Origin of the sequence: Streptomyces sp. ITFR-21 (assembly GCF_031844685.1) — a bacterium.
Classification (GTDB): Bacteria; Actinomycetota; Actinomycetes; order Streptomycetales; family Streptomycetaceae; genus Actinacidiphila.
This window is the reverse complement of the sequence record NZ_CP134605.1, coordinates 1819667-1839734: the sequence shown is the minus strand read 5'-3', so window position 1 is coordinate 1839734 and position 20068 is coordinate 1819667. Positions and strand designations below refer to the sequence as shown.

The following is a 20068-nucleotide window of genomic DNA, read 5'->3' as shown; positions in this document are numbered from 1 at the left end:
CGGCGGCCCGGACGGCGGGAGCCGGCCGGGCCGCCGCGGGAAGGACGACCGAGAGCGGGCGACGGGAATCGAACCCGCGTAGCTAGTTTGGAAGACTAGGGCTCTACCATTGAGCTACGCCCGCGACGCCTGTGATTCTGGCACACCGGACAGCGGCCGGTCGAACCGGCGCGACGGCGCGTGAGCACGGGCTGCCCAGGGGTACGGAGGCATGTACTCTACGTGTCGCACCAGCGGGGTGTGGCGCAGCTTGGTAGCGCGTCCGCTTTGGGAGCGGAAGGCCGTCGGTTCGAATCCGGCCACCCCGACCAGCAGTTCCGTGGCGGGCCGGGGTCCGGCGCCGCCGTCCCGGAGGCCCGCGGCCCCCGGGGGCCGCGGTACGACCCCCTCAGCGAGCTTTGTGGTAACCGGTAGGATGGGCGGTCGGTGACAGGACGCGCGCAACCTACCGGCGCACGGCGAACCGCCCCATCAACGTAAAGCCCCCAAGGAGACCCAACCGTGAAGAGCGCCGTCGAGACTCTGAACCCGACCCGGGTTCGACTCACTGTCGAGGTGCCCTTCGAGGAGCTCAAGCCCAGCCTCGACGCGGCGTACAAGAAGATCAACCAGCAGGTCACGGTGCCGGGCTTCCGCAAGGGCAAGATCCCTGCGCGCGTCATCGACCAGCGGTTCGGCCGTGGCGCGGTCCTCGAAGAGGCCATCAACGACGCGCTGCCCAAGTTCTACACGGATGCGGTCAACGAAGGTGAGCTGAACGTTCTCGGCCAGCCCGACGTCGACATCACCGAGTTCAACGACGGCGACGAGCTCAAGTTCACCGCCGAGGTGGACATCCGCCCGGCCATCGCGATCCCGGACTACTCCGGCATCGAGGTCGTCGTGGACGCCGTCGAGGTCACCGAGGAGGACGTGGACACCTCCCTGGAGGAGCTGCGCGACCGCTTCGCGGCCACCACCCCGGTCGACCGCCCCGCCGCCGACGGCGACGTCGTCGTGGTGGACCTGGAGGCGGGCGTCGACGGCGAGGTGCTGGAGGACGGCGTCGCCACCGGCGTCAGCTACACCATCGGCTCCGGCCAGCTCCTGGACGGCATCGACGAGGCGGTCATCGGCCTGGAGAAGGGCGGCTCGGCCACCTTCACCTCCGAGCTCAAGGGCGGCACCGCCTCCGGCCGCGAGGCCACCGTCAAGGTCGACGTCACCGACGTCCAGGCGCGCGAACTGCCCGCGCTGGACGACGACTTCGCCCAGCTCGCCTCCGAGTTCGACACCCTTGAGGAGCTGCGCGAGGACAACCGCAAGCGCCTCGCCCGGATGAAGTCGTTCGACCAGGCCACCCAGGCCCAGGAGAAAGTCCTGGACGCCCTCATCGAGCTGGTCGAGGTCCCGATCCCGGAGAAGCTGCTCCAGGACGAGATCGGCACCCGCATCCACAACCTGGAGCACCACCAGTTCCCGGCCACCGGCCAGACCTGGGAGACGTACCTGGAGGGCGAGGGCAAGACCCGCGAGGAGTACGACGCGGAGCTCGAACAGCAGGCGGTCAAGGGCATCAAGACCCAGTTCATCCTCGACGAGCTGGTCAACAAGGAGAAGCTGTCGGTCAACCAGGAGGAGCTCACCGAGCACCTCATGCGCCGCGCCGCCACCTCCGGCATGACCCCGGACCAGTTCGCCCAGGCCGTGGTCGAAGGCGGCCAGGTGCCGATCCTGGTCGGCGAGGTCGCCCGCGGCAAGGCGCTCGCGGTGGTCGTCGAGGCCGCCAAGGTCACCGACACCAACGGTGAGCCGGTGGACCTGCAGGACGAGGAGGAGGACGCGGCCGCGGAGACGCTCCAGGCCGCCCTCGCCGCCTCCGGCGACGCGGACGAGGCGGACGGCGCCGGCGACGCGGACGACACCGCCAAGGGCTGACCCGGCCGCACCGCCGTCCGTACAGCCGTCCACGGGCCCGAACGCCCTGCCGCGTTCGGGCCCGTGCCCTTCGCCCGGCCCCGGCCCGCACCCTGCGCTGACAGCGAACAGTTCCACGTAGGGGACTGCTGGGCCCCACCTGCGCGTTAGGGTCCGTAAGGAGGAGGGCAGGGGTGCAGCACCGGCGACGCCGGAGCGCGGGCCCCGGCCCTGAGAAGACCCTGTGGCGGCACTCCTGCCGTCCGCGACAACGAGCAGGTGGATACGTGACGACTCCGATGCCTTCCGCCGCCGGCGAGCCGACCTTCGGTGGCCTCGGCGACCAGGTCTACAACCGGCTGCTCGGCGAGCGAATCATCTTCCTCGGCCAGGCGGTCGACGACGACATCGCCAACAAGATCACCGCGCAACTGCTCCTCCTTGCCGCCGAGCCGGACAAGGACATCTACCTGTACATCAACAGCCCCGGCGGCTCCGTGACCGCCGGCATGGCCATCTACGACACGATGCAGTTCATCAAGAACGACGTCGTGACCATCGCGATGGGCATGGCCGCCTCGATGGGCCAGTTCCTGCTCACCGCGGGCACCCCCGGCAAGCGGTTCGCGCTGCCGAACACCCGCATCCTGATGCACCAGCCCTCCGCCGGCCTGGGCGGCTCCGCCACCGACATCAAGATCCAGGCCGAGCAGCTGCTGCACACCAAGCGCCGGATGGCCGAGCTGATCGCCCAGCACTCCGGCCAGACCTTCGAGCAGATCACCAAGGACTCCGACCGCGACCGCTGGTTCTCCGCCGAGGAGGCCAAGGAGTACGGCCTGCTGGACGGCGTGATGCTCTCCGCCGCGCATGTCCCGGGCGGCGGCGGCACCGGTGCGGCCTGACCGGTCCGAGCCCCGGCGGCCCCGCAGATCCCTCGAAGCTCTTCATCACCAGGACGGTGGACGTGAACCCCATGAACTTCCCCGGTAGCGGTCTGTACGAGCGCACCAAGGCCGAGCGGCCCGGTGTGTTCGGCGCCGAGGCCCGCTACGTCATCCCGCGCTTCGTCGAGCGCACCTCGCAGGGCGTGCGCGAGTACGACCCGTACGCGAAGCTGTTCGAGGAGCGCGTCATCTTCCTCGGTGTGCAGATCGACGACGCCTCCGCCAACGACGTCATGGCGCAGCTGCTGTGCCTGGAGTCGATGGACCCCGACCGCGACATCTCGGTCTACATCAACAGCCCCGGCGGCTCCTTCACCGCGCTGACCGCCATCTACGACACCATGCAGTTCGTGAAGCCCGACATCCAGACGGTCTGCATGGGCCAGGCGGCCTCCGCCGCCGCCGTACTGCTGGCGGCCGGCAGCCCCGGCAAGCGGATGGCGCTCCCCAACGCCCGGGTGCTCATCCACCAGCCGTACAGTGAGACCGGCCGCGGTCAGGTGTCCGACCTGGAGATCGCCGCCAACGAGATCATCCGGATGCGCCAGCAACTGGAGGAGATGCTCGCCAAGCACTCCACCACGCCGATCGAGCAGATCCGCGACGACATCGAGCGGGACAAGATCCTCACCGCCGAGGAGTCGCTGAGCTACGGTCTGATCGACCAGATCGTCTCCACTCGCAAGACCTCGGTCAGTGTCTGACGTGAACGTCTGACAGCCGGCGACTGACGGCGTCGTGGGCCCGCACCCGTGGCCGGCCCTCCTTGGACTCGGAGAGCGAGTACGTCCAAGGGGGGCCCACACGGGGGGCGCGGCAAGGTACCGTCGATGAGAGAAGCACCAGGCTCCGTTGAAGGTCGGCGGATCCCAGGCGAAGGGGAAACACCTCGTGGCACGCATCGGTGACGGTGGAGACCTGCTGAAGTGCTCGTTCTGCGGAAAGAGCCAGAAGCAGGTGAAGAAGCTCATCGCAGGCCCGGGTGTGTACATCTGCGACGAGTGCATCGACCTCTGCAACGAGATCATCGAGGAGGAGCTCGCCGAGTCCTCCGAGGTGCGGTGGGAGGATCTGCCCAAGCCGCGGGAGATCTACGAGTTCCTGGAGAGCTACGTGGTCGGCCAGGAGCCGGCGAAGAAGGCCCTCTCGGTCGCGGTCTACAACCACTACAAGCGCGTCCAGGCGGGCGAGAGCGGCCGTCCCGGCCATGACGACGCCATCGAGCTGGCGAAGTCCAACATCCTGCTGCTGGGCCCCACCGGCTCCGGCAAGACCCTGCTGGCCCAGACCCTGGCCCGGATGCTGAACGTGCCGTTCGCCATCGCGGACGCCACCGCCCTCACCGAGGCCGGCTACGTGGGCGAGGACGTCGAGAACATCCTGCTGAAGCTGATCCAGGCGGCGGACTACGACGTCAAGAAGGCCGAGACCGGGATCATCTACATCGACGAGATCGACAAGGTCGCCCGCAAGAGCGAGAACCCGTCGATCACCCGGGACGTCTCCGGCGAGGGCGTCCAGCAGGCGCTGCTGAAGATCCTGGAGGGCACCACCGCCTCGGTGCCGCCGCAGGGCGGGCGCAAGCACCCGCACCAGGAGTTCATCCAGATCGACACGACGAACGTGCTGTTCATCGTGGGCGGCGCGTTCGCCGGCCTGGAGAAGATCATCGAGGCCCGGGCGGGCGCCAAGGGCATCGGCTTCGGCGCGACCATCCGCTCCAAGCGCGAGCTGAACATGGCCGACCAGTTCTCCGAGATCATGCCGGAGGACCTGGTCAAGTTCGGCATGATCCCCGAGTTCATCGGCCGGCTTCCGGTCATCACCAACGTCCACAACCTGGACCGCGAGGCACTGCTGCAGATCCTGGTCGAGCCGCGCAACGCGCTGGTGAAGCAGTACCAGAAGCTCTTCGAACTCGACGGCGTGGAGCTGGAGTTCGAGCGCGCCGCGCTGGAGGCCATCGCCGACCAGGCGATCTTGCGGCAGACCGGTGCGCGCGGCCTGCGCGCCATCATGGAGGAAGTCCTCCAGTCGGTGATGTACGAGGTGCCCTCCCGCAAGGACGTGGCCAGGGTCGTCATCACCGCGGACGTGGTGCACTCCAACGTCAACCCCACGCTGGTGCCCCGCGAGCCCCGGATCATCGGCAAGGGCGAGCAGAAGAGCGCCTAGCCCGCGGCCGTACGACGCGCTGCGAGCCTGCGGAAAGGGGGGCGCCCGGTCCATCGCGGACCGGGCGCCCCCTTCGCCGCCGCCGGGCGGCGGCGCGGCCGGCGGCCGGGTCGCTACCCGACCTCCACCCGGGTGTCGGTGCGCACCTTCGCCAGCAGGTCCGCGGTGCTCTGGGCGCTGGTCGCCCCGCCGCCGGCGGTGAAGAACGACAGGTCGATCGGGGTGATCGTGCCGACCGTGCTGCGGTCCGCCCACAGGCAGATCGGCAGCGTGATGGCCTGCTTCGACTGCCCGTCGGTGATCTTCGCGCTCTGGCACTCCACGACCGCGTCGTCCGCCCCGGCCGGGTGCAGTGTCTGGACGCCCCCGATCAGCTCGGTCGTGGTGCCGTCGCTCTCGACACCGTTGTCCTTCGCGGCCTGCGAGCGCATCTCGGCCATCATGCCGTCGGCGACCTTCTTCGGGTCCTTGACGCTGCCCCACGCCCCGCTGAACGACAGCAGCCTGCCGGTCGTCTCCGAGCCCTCGACGTACCCGGCCGACACCGGCTGCGGGTCGGCCATGCCGAGCTTCTTGAGCAGGGCCACGTCGTCGTCGTCGAAACCGTCCTGCGACGCCGACGGGTCGCTGCTCTTCTTGTAGTCCGTCGCGACCGTCGCCGGGGTGGCCAGCTTGTACCTCTTACCGTCGCCGGACGACCCGCCGCCCCGGTTGACCAGGACGACCGCCGCGCCGGCCACCACCAGCGCCACCACGGCCGCGGCCACGACGACCCCGGTCCGCCGGCCCCGGCCGGCCCGCGGCGGCACCGACGGCTGCCCGTACCCGTGGGCGGGCTGCCCGTACGCCGGCTGCGGCGGCACCTCCCCGTGCACCGGCTGCGCGGGCGGCTCCTGAGGGGAGCCGTAGCCGGGCCGCGGCTCCCCCTGCGGGGGCTGCGGCGACCCGTAGCCGCCCTCCGCGGGCGGCGGTTCGTACGGGTTCGGCGGCGGCTGGTTGTGGCTCATGTCTTTCGTCCCCTCCGTGTACGCGTCCGCCCATCCTCGCGGATGGCATGTCCCCTCCACTCCCCGGGGCGGCAACCGGTTCGTAACGGCCCGGTTCGCCCCCGTAGAATCGGCTCCGTGACCGACAACACTCAGCGCCCCGACCGCGGGCCGACCAGCACCCCCGAACTGCCGACCCAGTACGCGCCGGCCGAGGTAGAGGGGGCGCTGTACGGGCGCTGGGTGGAGCGGGGGTACTTCGAGGCCGACGCGAAGAGCGGCAAGCCGCCGTACACCATCGTCATCCCGCCGCCGAACGTCACCGGCACGCTGCACCTCGGGCACGCCTTCCAGCACACACTGATGGACGCCCTCACCCGCCGCAAGCGCATGCAGGGCTACGAGTCCCTTTGGCTGCCCGGCATGGACCACGCCGGCATCGCCACCCAGAACAAGGTCGAGCAGCAGCTCGCCGACGAGGGGAAGTCCCGGCAGGACATCGGCCGGGAGGCGTTCGTCGAGCGGGTCTGGCAGTGGAAGGAAGAGTACGGCGGCCGGATCCTGGGCCAGATGCGCCGCCTCGGCGACGGCGTCGACTGGTCACGCGAGCGCTTCACGATGGACGAGGGCCTGTCCCGCGCGGTCCAGACCATCTTCAAGAAGCTCTACGACGACGAGCTGATCTACCGCGCCGAGCGGATCATCAACTGGTGTCCGCGCTGTCTGACGGCCATCTCCGACATCGAGGTGGACTACCAGGACGACGAGGGTGAGCTGGTCTCGCTGCGCTACGGCGACGGCGAGGAGTCCGTCGTGGTCGCGACCACCCGGGTCGAGACCATGCTCGGCGACACCGCGGTCGCGGTGCACCCCGACGACGAGCGCTACGCCCACCTGGTCGGCAGGCGGATCAAGCTGCCGCTCACCGACCGCACGATCCCGGTCGTCGCCGACACCCATGTCGACCCCGGGTTCGGCACCGGCGCGGTCAAGGTGACGCCCGCCCACGACCCGAACGACTTCGCCATCGGCCGCCGGCACGGCCTGGAGTCGCTCACCGTCATGGACGAGCGCGCCGTCATCACCGTCCCCGGCCCCTTCCAGGGGCTGGACCGCTTCGAGGCGCGCTCGGCGATCGTCGAGGCGCTGCGCGAGCAGGGCCGGGTGGTCGCCGAGAAGCGCCCGTACGTCCACTCCGTCGGGCACTGCTCGCGCTGCAGGACCACCGTCGAGCCGCGGCTGTCGCTCCAGTGGTGGGTCAAGGTCGCCCCGCTGGCGAAGGCGTCCGGTGACGCGGTCCGCGACGGCCGGGTGCGGATCCACCCGCCGGAGCTGGCCAAGCGGTACTTCGACTGGGTCGACAACATGCACGACTGGTGCATCTCGCGGCAGCTGTGGTGGGGCCACCGCATCCCGGTCTGGTATGGCCCGGACGGCGAGCAGATCTGCGTCGGACCCGACGACCCCGCCCCCGGCGAGGGCTGGACCCAGGACTCCGACGTCCTGGACACCTGGTTCTCCTCCGGGCTGTGGCCGTTCTCCACCCTGGGCTGGCCCGAACAGACGCCGGAGCTGGAGAAGTTCTACCCGACCGACGTGCTGCTGACCGGCCACGACATCATCTTCTTCTGGGTCGCCCGGATGATGATGTTCGGCCTCTACGTGATGGACGGCGTCGCGCCCTTCCACACCATCGCGCTGACCGGCCTGGTCCGCGACGAGTTCGGCAAGAAGATGTCCAAGTCCAACCCCAACTCGGTCGACCCGCTGGACTGGATGGACGCCTACGGCTCCGACGCGGTGCGCTTCACCCTGGCCCGCGGCGCCAACCCCGGCGCGGACGTGCCGATCGGCGAGGACTGGGTGCAGGCGTCCCGCAACTTCGCCAACAAGATCTGGAACGCCACCCGGTTCGCGCTGATGAACGGCGCCACCGTCGAGGGCCCGCTGCACGCCGAGGAGGAGCTGGCCGCGATCGACCGGTGGATCCTGTCCCGGCTGAACACGGTCGTCGCCGAGGCGGACGCGCTCTACGACGACTTCCAGTTCGCGAAGCTGAGCGACACGCTGTACCACTTCGCCTGGGACGAGGTCTTCGACTGGTACGTCGAGCTGTCCAAGACCGTCTTCCTCCAGGGCGGCGAGCCCGCCAGGGTCTCCGGCCGGGTGCTCGGCGAGGTGCTGGACGTGGTGCTGCGGCTGCTGCACCCGATCGTGCCGTTCGTCACCGAGACGCTGTGGACCACGCTCACCGGCAGGGAGTCGCTGGTGGTCGCGGACTGGCCGCAGGACAGCGGCTTCCGGGACAAGGCGGCCGAGGCGGAGATCGCCGAGGTCCAGCGGGTCGTCACCGAGGTCCGCCGGTTCCGCTCCGACCAGGGCCTGCAGCCCGGCCAGCGGGTCCCGGCACTGCTCACCCTGGACGGCACCGCGCTGGCGCCGCACGAGGACGCGATCCGGCAGCTGCTGCGGCTCCAGCCGGCCGGCGAGGGCTTCCACGCCACCGCCACGCTCCCGGTGGCCGGGGCCACCGTGGCGCTGGACCTGTCCGGGACCATCGACGTGGCCGCCGAGCGCAGGCGGCTCACCAAGGACCTGGGCCTGGCCGAGAAGGAGAAGGAACAGGCGGGCCGGAAGCTCGGCAACGAAGGGTTCCTGGCGAAGGCGCCCGAGCCGGTGGTGACCGGCATCCGGGCCCGGCTGGCGACGGCCGAGGCGGACATCGCCCGGATCGGCGCGCAGCTCGCGGCGCTCCCGCAGGCGTAGCGGACGCCGTCCGGCGGCCCGGCGGCCCCTCCGCACGGCGCCTCCGCGCCCGCCGTCCCGTCGTCCCGCGCCCCGGCCGGCCTCCCGGAAGGCGCCGGGCACCCGCGCCCCCGACGGGCCCGGACCATGCGGTCCGGGCCCGTTCCGTAGACTGGGCGGCGTGAGCGACAACCTCCCGGGTGACCGGCCGTACGACGACGACCTCCCGGACGACTTCCGCCGCGATCCGGCCGACGAGGCCCACGAGGCCGGCCGCGCCGACCGCGACACCGCCCGTCACCCGGCCGGCGACGGCGGCGACGTCGGTGGCGAGAGCGCCGGGGAGCCGCTCCGCGAGGCCGACATGGCCGTCATCGAGGCGGGCAGCCGCACCCTGCGCACCCAGGTCGCCCCGGCCGCGCCCGAGGACGACGTGCCGTCCCGGCCCGCGGACCCCGCGCTCGACCGGGAGCTGCGTGCGGTCGAGCAGGAGCTGCTCGACCGCTGGCCCGAGACGCGGCTGGAACCGTCGCTCGACCGGATCACCGCGCTGATGGACGTCCTCGGCGACCCGCAGCGCGCGTACCCGGCGATCCACATCACCGGTACCAACGGCAAGACCAGTACCGCCCGGATGATCGAACGGCTGCTGCTCGCCTTCGCGTTGCGCACCGGCCGCTACACCAGCCCGCACGTCCAGTCCGTCACCGAGCGGATCAGCCTGGACGGCACCCCGATCAGCGCCGAGCGCTTCATCGAGACCTACCGCGACCTCCAGCCCTACCTCGGCCTGGTCGACGGCAGCCAGCCGTACCGGCTGTCCTTCTTCGAGGTGCTCACCGGTATGGCCCTCGCGGCCTTCGCCGACGCGCCGGTGGACGTGGCCGTGGTCGAGGTGGGCCTCGGCGGCACCTGGGACGCCACCAACGTGGTCGACGGCCAGGTCGCCGTGGTCACCCCGATCTCGCTGGACCACACCCGGCTGCTCGGCGACAGCACCGCCGCCATCGCGCTGGAGAAGGCCGGGATCATCAAGAAGGACGCCACCGCGGTCCTCGCCCAGCAGCCCGCCGACGCGGCGAAGGTGCTGCTGGAGCGGGCCGCCGGGACCGGCGCCACGGTGGCCAGGGAGGGCCTGGAGTTCGGCGTGCTGCACCGCGAGGTCGCCGTCGGCGGCCAGTTGCTGACGCTGCGCGGCCTCGGCGGTGAGTACGGGCAGGTCTTCCTGCCGCTGCACGGCGAGCACCAGGCGCACAACGCGGCCCTCGCGCTGGCCGCCGTCGAGGCGTTCTTCGGCATCGGCCGGCTGCACCGGCGGACCCTGGACATGGACACCGTGCGGGCCGCGTTCGCCGCGGTCACCTCGCCCGGCCGGCTCGAAGTAATCCGCCGCAGCCCCACCGTGGTGCTGGACGCCGCGCACAACCCGGGCGGCGCGCTGGCCGCGGCCGCCGCCGTCGGCGAGGCCTTCGCCTTCAGCCACCTGGTGGGCGTCGTCGCCCCCAGCGGCGACAAGGACGTCCGCGGCCTGCTGGAGGCGTTCGAACCGGTCTTCGCCGAAGTCGTCGTCACCCGCAACTCCACGCCGCGCTCGATGGACGTGGACGCGCTGGCGGCCCTCGCCGTCGAGGTGTTCGGCGGCGACCGGGTGCAGGTCGAGCCGCGGTTGGACGACGCGCTGGAGGCGGCCATCACCCTGGCGGAGGACGAGGGCGAGTACGCCGGGGCCGGCGTACTGGTCACCGGGTCGGTCGTCACCGTCGGCGAAGCCCGGCTGCTGCTGGGCCGCAAGCGGCCGTGACGGGCCGCGGCAACGCGCGGCAACACCGGGCAGCGACCGATAGTGCAACGTGAGAAGAAGGGGCCCAGGCCATGCGGACACTGTGTTCGAGCACGCTGATCGGCGAGTTCTTCGTCATCGGCTTCGCCGGACTGGTCGCGATGAAGCACCCCGACCTGTCCCAGGGCACGGTGTGGGCGGTGTGCGGCGCTGCCATGGCGCTGTGCGTGCTGCTGTGCGGCGCCGTCACCCGGCCGGGAGCGCTGGCGGTCGGCTGGGCGCTGCAGATCGGCCTGATCGCGAGCGGCTTCGTGGTCGGTACGATGTTCGTCCTCGGGGTGATCTTCGCCGCCCTGTGGTGGGCGTCGATCCACTACGGCCGCAAGATCGACGAGATCCGGGCCCGCCATACGGCCCCCGCCGCGTGACGGATAGGCTCGCCCGTACGCACACCCGCACGTGTCTTACGCCTCAGGAGCCGTATCGTGTCCCAGCGCACCCTCGTCCTTTTCAAGCCGGACGCCGTTCGCCGCGGTCTGATCGGTGAACTCCTCAGCCGCATCGAACGCAAGGCCGGATGGACGATCGGTGCGCTGGAACTGCGCACCCTGGACCGAGCCACCCTGGAACAGCATTACGCCGAGCACGTTGGCAAGCCGTTCTACGAACCCCTGATGGGTTTCATGGCGTCGGGTCCCACCGTCGCGCTGGTCGTCGAGGGCGAGCGGGTGGTCGAGGGCGTGCGCGCGCTGGCCGGACCGACCGACCCGATCGCCGCGGCACCCGGCTCCATCCGGGGGGATTTCGGCACCGTCGTGCGGGAGAACCTGGTGCACGCCTCGGACTCCGAGCAGTCCGCCGAACGCGAGATCAAACTCTTCTTCCCCGGTCTGGCCTAGCCACCCGTCCCGGCCGGGCATGTGCCGAGGGCCATCGGGAACCAATCACTCCGACACGGCGTCACCATTACCGAGGTCCGCTGTGTGTTCTGATGACAATGACGTCGGAACCCTCGATGACGTCGGCACCCCGACCGTGTGCCCGGTCGGGCGCGACTACGATGGAATCTCCGCTCAAGCTCGGGAAGGCCAGACGTATCCACATGGCGAACAACATGTCGTTCATCGGCCGTGATATGGCTGTCGACCTCGGGACCGCCAACACGCTGGTGTACGTCAGGGGCCGCGGGATCGTCCTGAACGAGCCGTCAGTCGTGGCGGTCAACACCAACACCGGTGGCATCCTCGCGGTCGGCTCCGAGGCGAAGAAGATGATCGGCCGCACCCCGGGCAACATCGTGGCGGTCCGGCCGCTGAAAGACGGTGTGATCGCCGACTTCGAGATCACCGAGCGCATGCTGCGCCACTTCATCCTGAAAATCCACCGCCGCCGCTACATGGTCCGCCCGCGGGTCGTGGTGTGCGTGCCGTCGGGCATCACCGGCGTGGAGCGCCGCGCGGTGATCGAGGCCGCCACCCAGGCCGGCGCCCGTACCGTGCACATCATCGAGGAGCCGATGGCCGCCGCGATCGGCGCCGGGCTCCCCGTGCACGAGGCCACCGGCAACATGGTGGTGGACATCGGCGGCGGCACCACCGAGGTCGCGGTGATCAGCCTCGGCGGTATCGTCACCGCCCAGTCCATCCGGGTGGCCGGCGACGAGTTGGACAACGCGATCATCCAGCACATCAAGAAGGAGTACAGCCTGCTGCTCGGCGAGCGCACGGCCGAGCAGATCAAGCTGACCATCGGCTCCGCCTTCGACTCCCGGCCGAAGCAGGAGGAGCACACCGAGATCCGCGGCCGCGACCTGGTCAGCGGACTCCCCAAGACCGTGGTCATCTCGGCCGGCGAGGTCCGCAAGGCCATCGAGGAACCGGTCAACGCGATCGTGGACGCGGTCAAGACCACCCTGGACAAGTGCCCGCCGGAACTGTCCGGCGACATCATGGACCGCGGCATCGTGCTCGCCGGCGGCGGCGCCCTGCTCCGCGGCCTGGACGAGCGGCTGCGGCACGAGACGGGCATGCCGATCCACATCGCCGAGTCCCCGCTGGACTGCGTGGCGCTCGGCGCCGGCAAGTGCGTCGAGGAGTTCGAGGCGCTCCAGCAGGTGCTCGACGCCGCTCCCCGCAGATGACCTCCCGCGGACGACGCCCCGCGGCCGACCCCCGCCGGACCGGGCGCCGGACCCGCGTCGCCCCACCGGCCGTACACGCACACTAGTTCCGACCGGCCGTGCCCCCAGCGGCGGCGGGTCCGACGAGGAAGGCACGGACTGGCGCCCGTGAGGGACACAAAGGAGAGCCGGCTGCTGCTGGTACTGCTGGTGGTGGTCGCGTTCGCGCTGATCACCGTGGATATCCGGGGCGGTGAGAACTCACCCCTTGACCGGCCCCGGCAGGCGGCGCAGTCCGCCTTCGGCCCGGTGGAGAACGCCGTCGCCGGCGCCGTCGACCCGGTGGGCAACGCCATGGACGCGGTGAAGCACTCCGGCGACCGCAACGGCACCATCAGCCGCCTGGAGCGGGAGAACGCGGCGCTCAAGCAGCAGCTCGGCAGCAAGGACATCACCCGCAACCGGGCCGCCGAGCTGGACAGGATGCTCGGGACGGCCGGCGCCGGCCGGTACACCATCAAGGGCGCGCAGGTCATCGCGATAGGAGCCGCCCAGGGCTTCTCCTGGACGGTCACCATCGACGCGGGCAGCGACGACGGCGTCGCCCGGGACATGACCGTCATCAACGGCGACGGACTGGTCGGCCGGGTCACCACCGTGGGAGCCTCCACCTCCACCGTGCTGCTCGCCAACGACCCGGACTTCACCGTCGGCACCCGGCTGGAGAAGTCCATGGAACTGGGCTTCGCCACCGGCCAGGGCAACCGGCCGATGCGGGTGCAGCTGCTCAACGGCAAGGCCAACGTGCACGACGGCGACCGGCTGGTCACCTTCGGCTCCGAGGCCGGCAAGCCGTTCGTGGCGGGCGTGCCGGTCGGCCGGATCGTGGGCATCGACCCGTCCGGCGGCAACCTCACCAAGACCGTGCAGGTCCAGCCGTTCGTCAGCTTCACCAGGCTGGACATCGTCGGCGTGGTCGTGGTGGGCCCGCGGACCGACCCGCGCGACAGCGTGCTGCCGCCCCGGCCCACCCCGCCGGCCACCGCCCGGCCCCGGAACACGGCGAAACCGGGCGGCACGCCGTCCGGTCCGCCCGGCGGCACGCCGTCCGGCACCACGCCGCCCGCCGACGCCGTACCGGACTACAACACCACGCTCGGCAACGGATCCACCCCGACGAACTCCAGCGGGGGCTGACCCCATGCGTCTCAAACGGATTGTGCTCTCCACCGTCCTGGTGGTCATCGCCATGGTCGCCCAGGTCAGCGTGCTGGCCCGGCTGCACCTGCCGGGCGCGGTACCCGACCTGCTGCTGCTGACCGTGCTCGGCCTGGCCCTCACCTACGGCCATGTCGGCGGTTCCCTGGTCGGCTTCTTCGCCGGGCTGCTCGCCGACATCGCGCCACCGGCCGACCACGCGGTCGGCCGCTACGCCCTGGTGCTGTGCGTGATCGGCTACCTGGCCGGCCTCGCCAGACCGGAGAGCGGCCAACTGCGCACCGCCGCCGGGCCGATGATGGTCGTGGTCGGCGCCGCGATCGGCACCACGCTGCTCTACGCGGGCGTCGGCGGTCTCGTCGGCGACCAGGCGGGCGCCCATGTCGGCCTGGCCAAGCTGGTGTTCACCGCCACGCTGTACGACCTGCTGCTCGCGCCCTTCGCCGTCCCGCTGGTGATGGCACTGGCCCGCCGGTTCGACAACGACCCGCTCGCCGAGGACCCGGTCGGCGGCTTCGGCGGTCTGGGCGGCGGTCGCGGCCGGACGCGCGCGATCAGGGTCGGACCAGGCTCGCAGCGCGGCCGGTTCGGCCGGGTCGGCCGGATGGTGAAGGTCAATTCGCCGGCCAGGGGAGCGCGACGCTGACGTGAGCAACATTCCCGACACCGGCAGGACCACCCGGGTCACCATCCGCCTGGTCATCCTGCAGATCCTCACCCTGTCGCTGCTGCTCACCCTCGGCGGCCGGCTGTGGTACCTGCAGATCCGCAACGGCCAGGAGTACGACGAGAAGGCCGCGAGCAACCACATCCAGCAGGTCGTCACGCCCGCCGTGCGCGGCGCGATCCTCGACGACCACGGGGTGCCGCTCGCCGACAACGAGACCCGCCTGGTGGTCTCCGCCAGCCGTACCGACCTGCTCAAGCAGAGCGACGACGGCAAGGCCGTGCTGACCCGGCTCGCCGGAGTGCTCGGCATGGCCCCCGAGGACGTGACCGACAAGGTGCGGCTGTGCGACGCGCAGACCCCGCAGCCCTGTTGGAACGGCTCGCCGTACCAGCCGATCCCGATCACCGACGAGGCCACCACCCAGCAGGCCCTGCAGATCATGGAGCGGCGCGAGTCCTTCCCCGGCATCACCGCCGAACCCACCGCCGTACGCCGCTACCCGTCCCCGGACAAGGCCAACACCGCGCAGGTGCTCGGCTACCTCTCGCCGGTCACCGACGACGAGCTGACCGCATCGGAGAAGACCGCCGCCCCGCTGCTGCGCTCGGACCAGATCGGCCGCTCCGGGCTGGAGCGCTCGTACGACACCCAGCTGCGCGGCAAGGCCGGGGTCACCCGCTACGAGGTGGACAACCGCGGCCGGGTCATCGGCAAGGCCGGCGACACCCCGGCCGTTCCCGGCGACACCCTGGTCACCAGCATCGACGCCAAGGTCCAGGCGGTCACCGAGCGGCAGCTCGACGACGCGATGAAGGAGGCCCGCAAGACCTACGACACCATCACCCACGAGAACTACAAGGCCGACTCCGGCGCGGCCGTGGTGATGGACAACCACACCGGCCGGATCATCGCCATGGCGAGCGCGCCGACGTACGACCCGAACGCCTGGGTCGGCGGCATCTCCGCGAAGGACTACAAGCAGCTGACCGACACCACGTCCAACTACCCGCTGCTGAACCGGGCGATCCAGGGCCAGTCCGCCCCCGGCTCGACCTTCAAGGTGGTGTCCACCTCGGCGGCCGTCAACGCCGGCTACCCGATGGACGGCGGCTATCCCTGCACCGCGTCGATGACCATCGGCGACCAGCTCTTCAAGAACTTCGAGGGCGAGAGCTTCGGCGACATCTCCCTCGGCCGGGCGCTGGAGGTCTCCTGCGACACCGTCTTCTACGGCATCGCGTACCAGGAGTGGCAGAAGGACGGGGGCACCGACCCCCAGCATCCCAAGGACTGGTTCTACAAGACCGCCCACCAGTTCGGCCTCGGCGCCAAGACCGACGTGGACCTGCCCGGCGAGGTCACCGGCCGGGTGCCGGACCGGCAGTGGAAGCAGGACTACTTCGACGCCAACAAGGACTACTGGTGCAAGGTCAAGAAGACCAGCAAGAAGCACGACCTGGCCACCGAGATCGCCCGGGAGAACTGCACCGACGGCTACGTGCTGCGGGCCGGTGACTCGGTCAACTACGCGATCGGCCAGGGCGACACGCTGGTCACCCCGATCCAGATGGCCCGGATCTACGCGGCGCTCGGCAACGGCGGCACCCTCTACCAGCCGACCATAGGGAAGGCCGTGGTGAGCCCCGACGGCAGGACCGTCACGCCGATCAGGCCGAAGGCGGTCGGCAGGCTGCCGGACAGCGCGCAGACGATCAAGGACATCGACGAGGCCACCGCGGGCGTGATCACCGGTGGTACGGCCAACTGGAAGTTCCTCAACTGGCCGCAGGACAAGATCACCCTGCACGCCAAGACCGGTACCGCCGAGGTCTCCGGCAAGCAGACCACCTCCTGGCTGACCACGTACACCAAGGACTACACGATCGTGATGACGATCTCGCAGGCCGGCACGGGTTCCGGCGGCGCCGGTACCGCGGTCCGCCGGATCTACGAGGCGATGTACGGCATCCAGAAGGACGGCACGGCGATCGATTCGAGCAAGGGCATCATGCCCAGGCCGGTGACCGCGCTGCCGCGGATCTCCCCGGACGGCGGAGTGGTCCAGCAGGCGTCCTACGTCGTCGGCGCCTCGGACGCGGTGCTGACCGCCGGGGACGGGCCGCGCACCGCGGACGGCCCGGGGCCGGTGCCCGCCGCTCTCGCCCCGACCCGCGCCGAACGGCTGCTGTACGGCAGGAAGTCCCGGACATGAGCGTCAACACCTACGCGGTCCGCCGGTTCAGCCCGGAGAAGTCCACCCTCGCCAAGCTCTTCGCGCGGGACTCGGTGGTCCGCCGGATGGACTGGGTGCTGCTGCTGTCCACCTTCGTGCTGTGCGGCATCGGCACGCTGCTGGTCTACTCGGCGACCCGGAACCGGACCAACCTCACCCACGGCGACCAGTACTACTTTCTGATCCGCCATGTGATGAACGCCGGCATCGGCCTGGGCCTGGCCATCGGTGCGATGGCCATAGGCCACCACCGCATGCGGACCATCGTGCCGTTCTTCTACGTCCTGTCGGTCCTGGGCATCCTCGCGGTGCTGAGCCCGCTGGGCTCGACCGTCAACGGCGCCCACTCCTGGATCGTCATCGGCGGCGGCTTCTCGATCCAGCCGTCGGAGTTCGTCAAGGTCGCCATCATCATCGGTATGGCCATGGTGCTGTCCGCCCGGGTCGACGCGGGCGACAAACTGCATCCCGACCACCGCACGGTGCTCCAGTCGCTGGGCCTGGTCGCGCTGCCGGTGGCGATCATCATGATGATGCCGGACCTCGGCTCGGTGATGGTGCTGGCCGCGATCGTGCTCGGCGTGCTGCTGGCCTCCGGCGCGTCCGCCCGCTGGGTGTTCGGCCTGATCGCCACCGGCATCGCCGGGGCGCTGCTGGTCTGGCAGCTCGGCATCCTGGACAAGTACCAGATCGACCGGTTCGCGGCGTTCGCCAACCCCGCGCTCGACCCGGCCGGGGTCGGCTACAACACCAGCCAGGCCCGGATCGCCATCGGCTCCGGCGGGCTGCTGGGCAAGGGCCTGTTCCACGGCAGCCAGACCACCGGCCAGTTCGTGCCCGAGCAGCAGACCGACTTCGTCTTCTCGGTGGCCGGCGAGGAGCTGGGCTTCGTCGGCGCGGTCGTCATCGTCGGCCTGATCGGCGTCATCCTGTGGCGGGCCTGCTCGATCGCCCGCAACGCCACCGACCTGTACGGCACGATCGTGGCGGCCGGCATCGTGGCGTGGTTCTCGTTCCAGTCCTTCGAGAACATCGGGATGACGCTGGGGATCATGCCGGTGGCCGGTATCCCCCTGCCGTTCGTCTCCTACGGCGGGTCGTCGATGTTCGCGAACTTCATCGCCATAGGGCTGCTGCAGTCGGTGAAGATGAAACGGTCGATGTCGGCGTAGGGCCGACCGGATCGCGTACCGGATCCCGTGCCGGTCCGCGGCCCGGACCGCACCCGGTTGACCGGCGGTCCGGGCCGCCGCCATTGCTCCCGGCCCGGCCTGCGCTTACGGTCCCTTGACGGGTGTACGGCTGGCTGAGACCGAACGCACGTACGAGACCACCGCCGGGCAGGCGGCGCCCGAGCTGGCCGGGGTGCCCGGCGTCGCCGAGGTGCGGCGCCCGGATCCCGGCCGGCTCGACGCGGTCTACCACGACACGCCGGGCCTGGCACTGGCCGCCCACCGGACGACCCTGCGGCGGCGTACCGGCGGGCAGGACGCGGGCTGGCACCTCAAGCTCCCCACCGCCCGCGCCGACACCCGCACCGAGGTGCACGTCCCGCTCGGCACCGGCACCGGCATGCCGTCGGCGGAGCTGCGGTCCGAGGTCGCGGCGCTGGTCAGGGGCCGTCCGCTGGACGCCCTGAGCGGCGGCGGCATCGACGCCACCATCAGCCTCTACGTCAACAACATTTTTGTCCGCAAGCTGACCCTCTCCTCCCGGCACAGCTGGCTGTACGGCAACACCGACGGCCCCGAGGCCCTCACCAACACCCCCCCAGACCGACGCGCGGCGGCTGTTCGACAAGTCCAACGCGCTGCTGTCGACGACGTATCCGGCCGGCAGCAAGTTCCGCCTGCAACGTGACGCCGGTGACACGGCCGCCTTCTACATCATCGACCTGATCGACCTGGAGCAGGTGGCGCCCCCGGCGGCCAAGCCCGCCGAGTGCACCTCGATCACCGCCTACGGCGCCGTGCCCGACGACGGCATCGAGGACACCGCCGCCATCCAGCGGGCGGTGACCGACGACCAGAACGGCGTCATCGCCTGCGTGTGGATCCCGCCGGGCCAGTGGCGGCAGGAGAAGAAGATCCTCACCGACGACCCGCTCAACCGGGGCCAGCACAACCAGGTGGGCATCAGCAACGTCACGATCCGCGGCGCCGGCATGTGGTACTCGCAGCTCTACACGCTGACCGAGCCGCAGAACGCGGTGGGCGGCATCAACCACCCGCACGAGGGCAACTTCGGCTTCGACATCGACGACAACACCCAGATCTCCGACATCGCCGTCTTCGGCTCCGGCCGGATCCGCGGCGGCGACGGCAACGCCGAGGGCGGCGTGGGCCTCAACGGCCGGTTCGGCCAGCACACCAAGATCAGCAACGTGCGGATCGAGCACGCCAACGTCGCCGTCCGGGTCGGCCGCGACTACGACAACATCCCCGCCCTGTGGGGACCGGCCGACGGGCTGGAGTTCAGCGGAATGCGGATCCGCGACACCTACGCCGACGGCATCAACCTCGTCAACGGCACCCGCGATTCCAAGGTCTGCAACTCCTCCTTCCGCACCACGGGCGACGACTCGCTGGCGGTCTGGGCCAACCGCTACGTGAAGGACACCTCCGTCGACGTCGGCTACGACAACCACTTCGTCAACAACACCATTCAACTGCCCTGGCGGGCCAACGCCCTGGCCGTCTACGGCGGCTACGGCAACACGATCGAGAACAACCTCGTCTACGACACGATGAACTACCCGGCCGTCATGCTGGCCACCGACCACGACCCGCTGCCCTTCTCCGGCACCACCCTGATCGCCAACAACGGGATCTACCGCGGTGGCGGCGTCTTCTGGGGCGAGCAGCAGAAGTTCGGCGCGATCACCCTGTTCCCGTCCAGCCGCGACATCACGGGCGTCACCATCCGGGACACCGACATCTACGACTCCACCTACGACGGCATCCAGTTCAAGACCGGCGGCGGCAACGTGCCGGGCGTCGCGGTCACCAACGTGAAGATCGACAAGTCCAACAACGGCGCGGGCATCCGGGCTCAGGGCGGCGCACGCGGCAGCGCGACGCTGACAAACGTGACCGTGACCAACTCGGCCGAGGGCAGCGTCCTCATCGAACCCGGCTCCGGCTTCACCATCACCGGCACCCCGGGCTCGTAACCCGGCACGGAACCGGCCGACCCGCAACGGCCGCGGCCGCGGCCGGCCGGTCCCGCACCACCCGAACGGCGCCCCCGGAACTCCGCACCGGGGGCACCCCATTCCCGCCGCGCCCGCGCTGGCCGTC

At 70.5% G+C, this 20068-nt stretch carries 14 protein-coding genes, 2 tRNA genes and 2 pseudogenes; 16 read left to right on the top strand and 2 right to left on the bottom strand.

Features of this window, described 5'->3' with window-relative positions; translation table 11 throughout:
• Nucleotides 1-53: 53 nt before the first annotated feature.
• Nucleotides 54-124, bottom strand: a tRNA-Gly gene (locus tag RLT57_RS08150).
• 110 nt (nt 125-234) lie between these two features.
• Between RLT57_RS08150 and RLT57_RS08145 the strand changes: the two genes are divergently transcribed.
• The 5 genes from RLT57_RS08145 to clpX all read left to right on the top strand — a co-directional run bounded on the left by RLT57_RS08145 (nt 235) and on the right by clpX (nt 5018).
• Nucleotides 235-311 (top strand) — tRNA-Pro (locus RLT57_RS08145).
• Nucleotides 312-501: 190 nt separating this feature from the next.
• Nucleotides 502-1917, top strand: coding sequence for a trigger factor (gene tig / locus RLT57_RS08140; protein WP_311296689.1), 1416 nt, complete (start codon nt 502-504; stop codon nt 1915-1917).
• Between the two features lie 278 nt (nt 1918-2195).
• The gene (locus tag RLT57_RS08135; RefSeq protein WP_311300630.1) at nt 2196-2801 is read left to right on the top strand and encodes an ATP-dependent Clp protease proteolytic subunit; all 606 of its coding nucleotides are present in this window, start codon (nt 2196-2198) and stop codon (nt 2799-2801) included.
• 71 nt (nt 2802-2872) lie between these two features.
• Nucleotides 2873-3547: an ATP-dependent Clp protease proteolytic subunit gene (locus RLT57_RS08130; protein WP_311300629.1), complete on the top strand. Its 675-nt coding sequence runs from the start codon at nt 2873-2875 to the stop codon at nt 3545-3547.
• 187 nt (nt 3548-3734) lie between these two features.
• Nucleotides 3735-5018, top strand: a complete 1284-nt coding sequence (clpX, locus tag RLT57_RS08125; protein WP_311296688.1) for an ATP-dependent Clp protease ATP-binding subunit ClpX — start codon at nt 3735-3737, stop codon at nt 5016-5018.
• A 113-nt stretch (nt 5019-5131) separates the two neighbouring features.
• On the opposite strand, the gene RLT57_RS08120 is transcribed toward clpX, so the two are convergent.
• Nucleotides 5132-6025, bottom strand: a complete 894-nt coding sequence (locus tag RLT57_RS08120; protein WP_311296687.1) for a hypothetical protein — start codon at nt 6023-6025, stop codon at nt 5132-5134.
• Between the two features lie 117 nt (nt 6026-6142).
• Here RLT57_RS08120 and RLT57_RS08115 point away from each other — a divergent pair, with 117 nt between their 5' ends.
• The 11 genes and pseudogenes from RLT57_RS08115 to RLT57_RS08070 all read left to right on the top strand — a co-directional run.
• Nucleotides 6143-8770 carry a valine--tRNA ligase gene (locus RLT57_RS08115; protein ID WP_311296686.1) on the top strand — a complete coding sequence of 876 codons (2628 nt, stop codon included), beginning with the start codon at nt 6143-6145 and terminating at the stop codon, nt 8768-8770.
• 343 nt (nt 8771-9113) lie between these two features.
• A complete protein-coding gene (gene folC / locus RLT57_RS08110) occupies nt 9114-10550 on the top strand; it encodes a bifunctional tetrahydrofolate synthase/dihydrofolate synthase (protein ID WP_311300628.1) in 1437 nt (478 codons plus the stop codon).
• A 71-nt stretch (nt 10551-10621) separates the two neighbouring features.
• Nucleotides 10622-10957 (top strand): DUF4233 domain-containing protein, encoded by a 336-nt coding sequence (locus tag RLT57_RS08105; protein ID WP_311296685.1) that lies wholly within the window; start codon nt 10622-10624, stop codon nt 10955-10957.
• Nucleotides 10958-11014: 57 nt separating this feature from the next.
• Entirely contained in the window at nt 11015-11428 is a 414-nt protein-coding gene (gene ndk / locus RLT57_RS08100; protein WP_311296684.1) for a nucleoside-diphosphate kinase, read from the top strand.
• 215 nt (nt 11429-11643) lie between these two features.
• Nucleotides 11644-12669, top strand: coding sequence for a rod shape-determining protein (locus tag RLT57_RS08095; protein ID WP_311300627.1), 1026 nt, complete (start codon nt 11644-11646; stop codon nt 12667-12669).
• A 147-nt stretch (nt 12670-12816) separates the two neighbouring features.
• Nucleotides 12817-13845: a rod shape-determining protein MreC gene (gene mreC / locus RLT57_RS08090; RefSeq protein ID WP_311296683.1), complete on the top strand. Its 1029-nt coding sequence runs from the start codon at nt 12817-12819 to the stop codon at nt 13843-13845.
• Between the two features lie 4 nt (nt 13846-13849).
• On the top strand, nt 13850-14512 hold the full coding sequence (gene mreD / locus RLT57_RS08085) for a rod shape-determining protein MreD (protein WP_311296682.1): 663 nt from the start codon (nt 13850-13852) through the stop codon (nt 14510-14512).
• Between the two features lies 1 nt (nt 14513).
• Nucleotides 14514-16748 carry a penicillin-binding protein 2 gene (gene mrdA / locus RLT57_RS08080; RefSeq protein ID WP_311296681.1) on the top strand — a complete coding sequence of 745 codons (2235 nt, stop codon included), beginning with the start codon at nt 14514-14516 and terminating at the stop codon, nt 16746-16748.
• Nucleotides 16745-17941, top strand: coding sequence for a rod shape-determining protein RodA (gene rodA, locus RLT57_RS08075; protein ID WP_311296680.1), 1197 nt, complete (start codon nt 16745-16747; stop codon nt 17939-17941). The genes mrdA and rodA overlap by 4 nt, the downstream gene beginning before the upstream one ends.
• Nucleotides 17942-18056: 115 nt before the next feature.
• A pseudogene (locus RLT57_RS33285) lies at nt 18057-18317 on the top strand (CYTH domain-containing protein); the annotation flags it as partial.
• 81 nt (nt 18318-18398) lie between these two features.
• Nucleotides 18399-19941: pseudogene (locus tag RLT57_RS08070) on the top strand (glycosyl hydrolase family 28-related protein); the annotation flags it as partial.
• Between the last annotated feature and the right edge of the window lie 127 nt (nt 19942-20068).

Bases quoted from the DNA above. Each gene is read 5' to 3' on its own strand.
- RLT57_RS08135 (WP_311300630.1), top strand. From the start codon at position 2,196: ATGCCTTCCGCCGCCGGCGAGCCGACCTTCGGTGGCCTCGGCGACCAG.
- RLT57_RS08130 (WP_311300629.1), top strand. From the start codon at position 2,873: ATGAACTTCCCCGGTAGCGGTCTGTACGAGCGCACCAAGGCCGAGCGG.
- RLT57_RS08120 (WP_311296687.1), bottom strand. From the start codon at position 6,025: ATGAGCCACAACCAGCCGCCGCCGAACCCGTACGAACCGCCGCCCGCG.
- folC (WP_311300628.1), top strand. From the start codon at position 9,114: ATGGCCGTCATCGAGGCGGGCAGCCGCACCCTGCGCACCCAGGTCGCC.
- RLT57_RS08105 (WP_311296685.1), top strand. From the start codon at position 10,622: ATGCGGACACTGTGTTCGAGCACGCTGATCGGCGAGTTCTTCGTCATC.
- RLT57_RS08095 (WP_311300627.1), top strand. From the start codon at position 11,644: ATGTCGTTCATCGGCCGTGATATGGCTGTCGACCTCGGGACCGCCAAC.
- mreD (WP_311296682.1), top strand. From the start codon at position 13,850: ATGCGTCTCAAACGGATTGTGCTCTCCACCGTCCTGGTGGTCATCGCC.
- rodA (WP_311296680.1), top strand. From the start codon at position 16,745: ATGAGCGTCAACACCTACGCGGTCCGCCGGTTCAGCCCGGAGAAGTCC.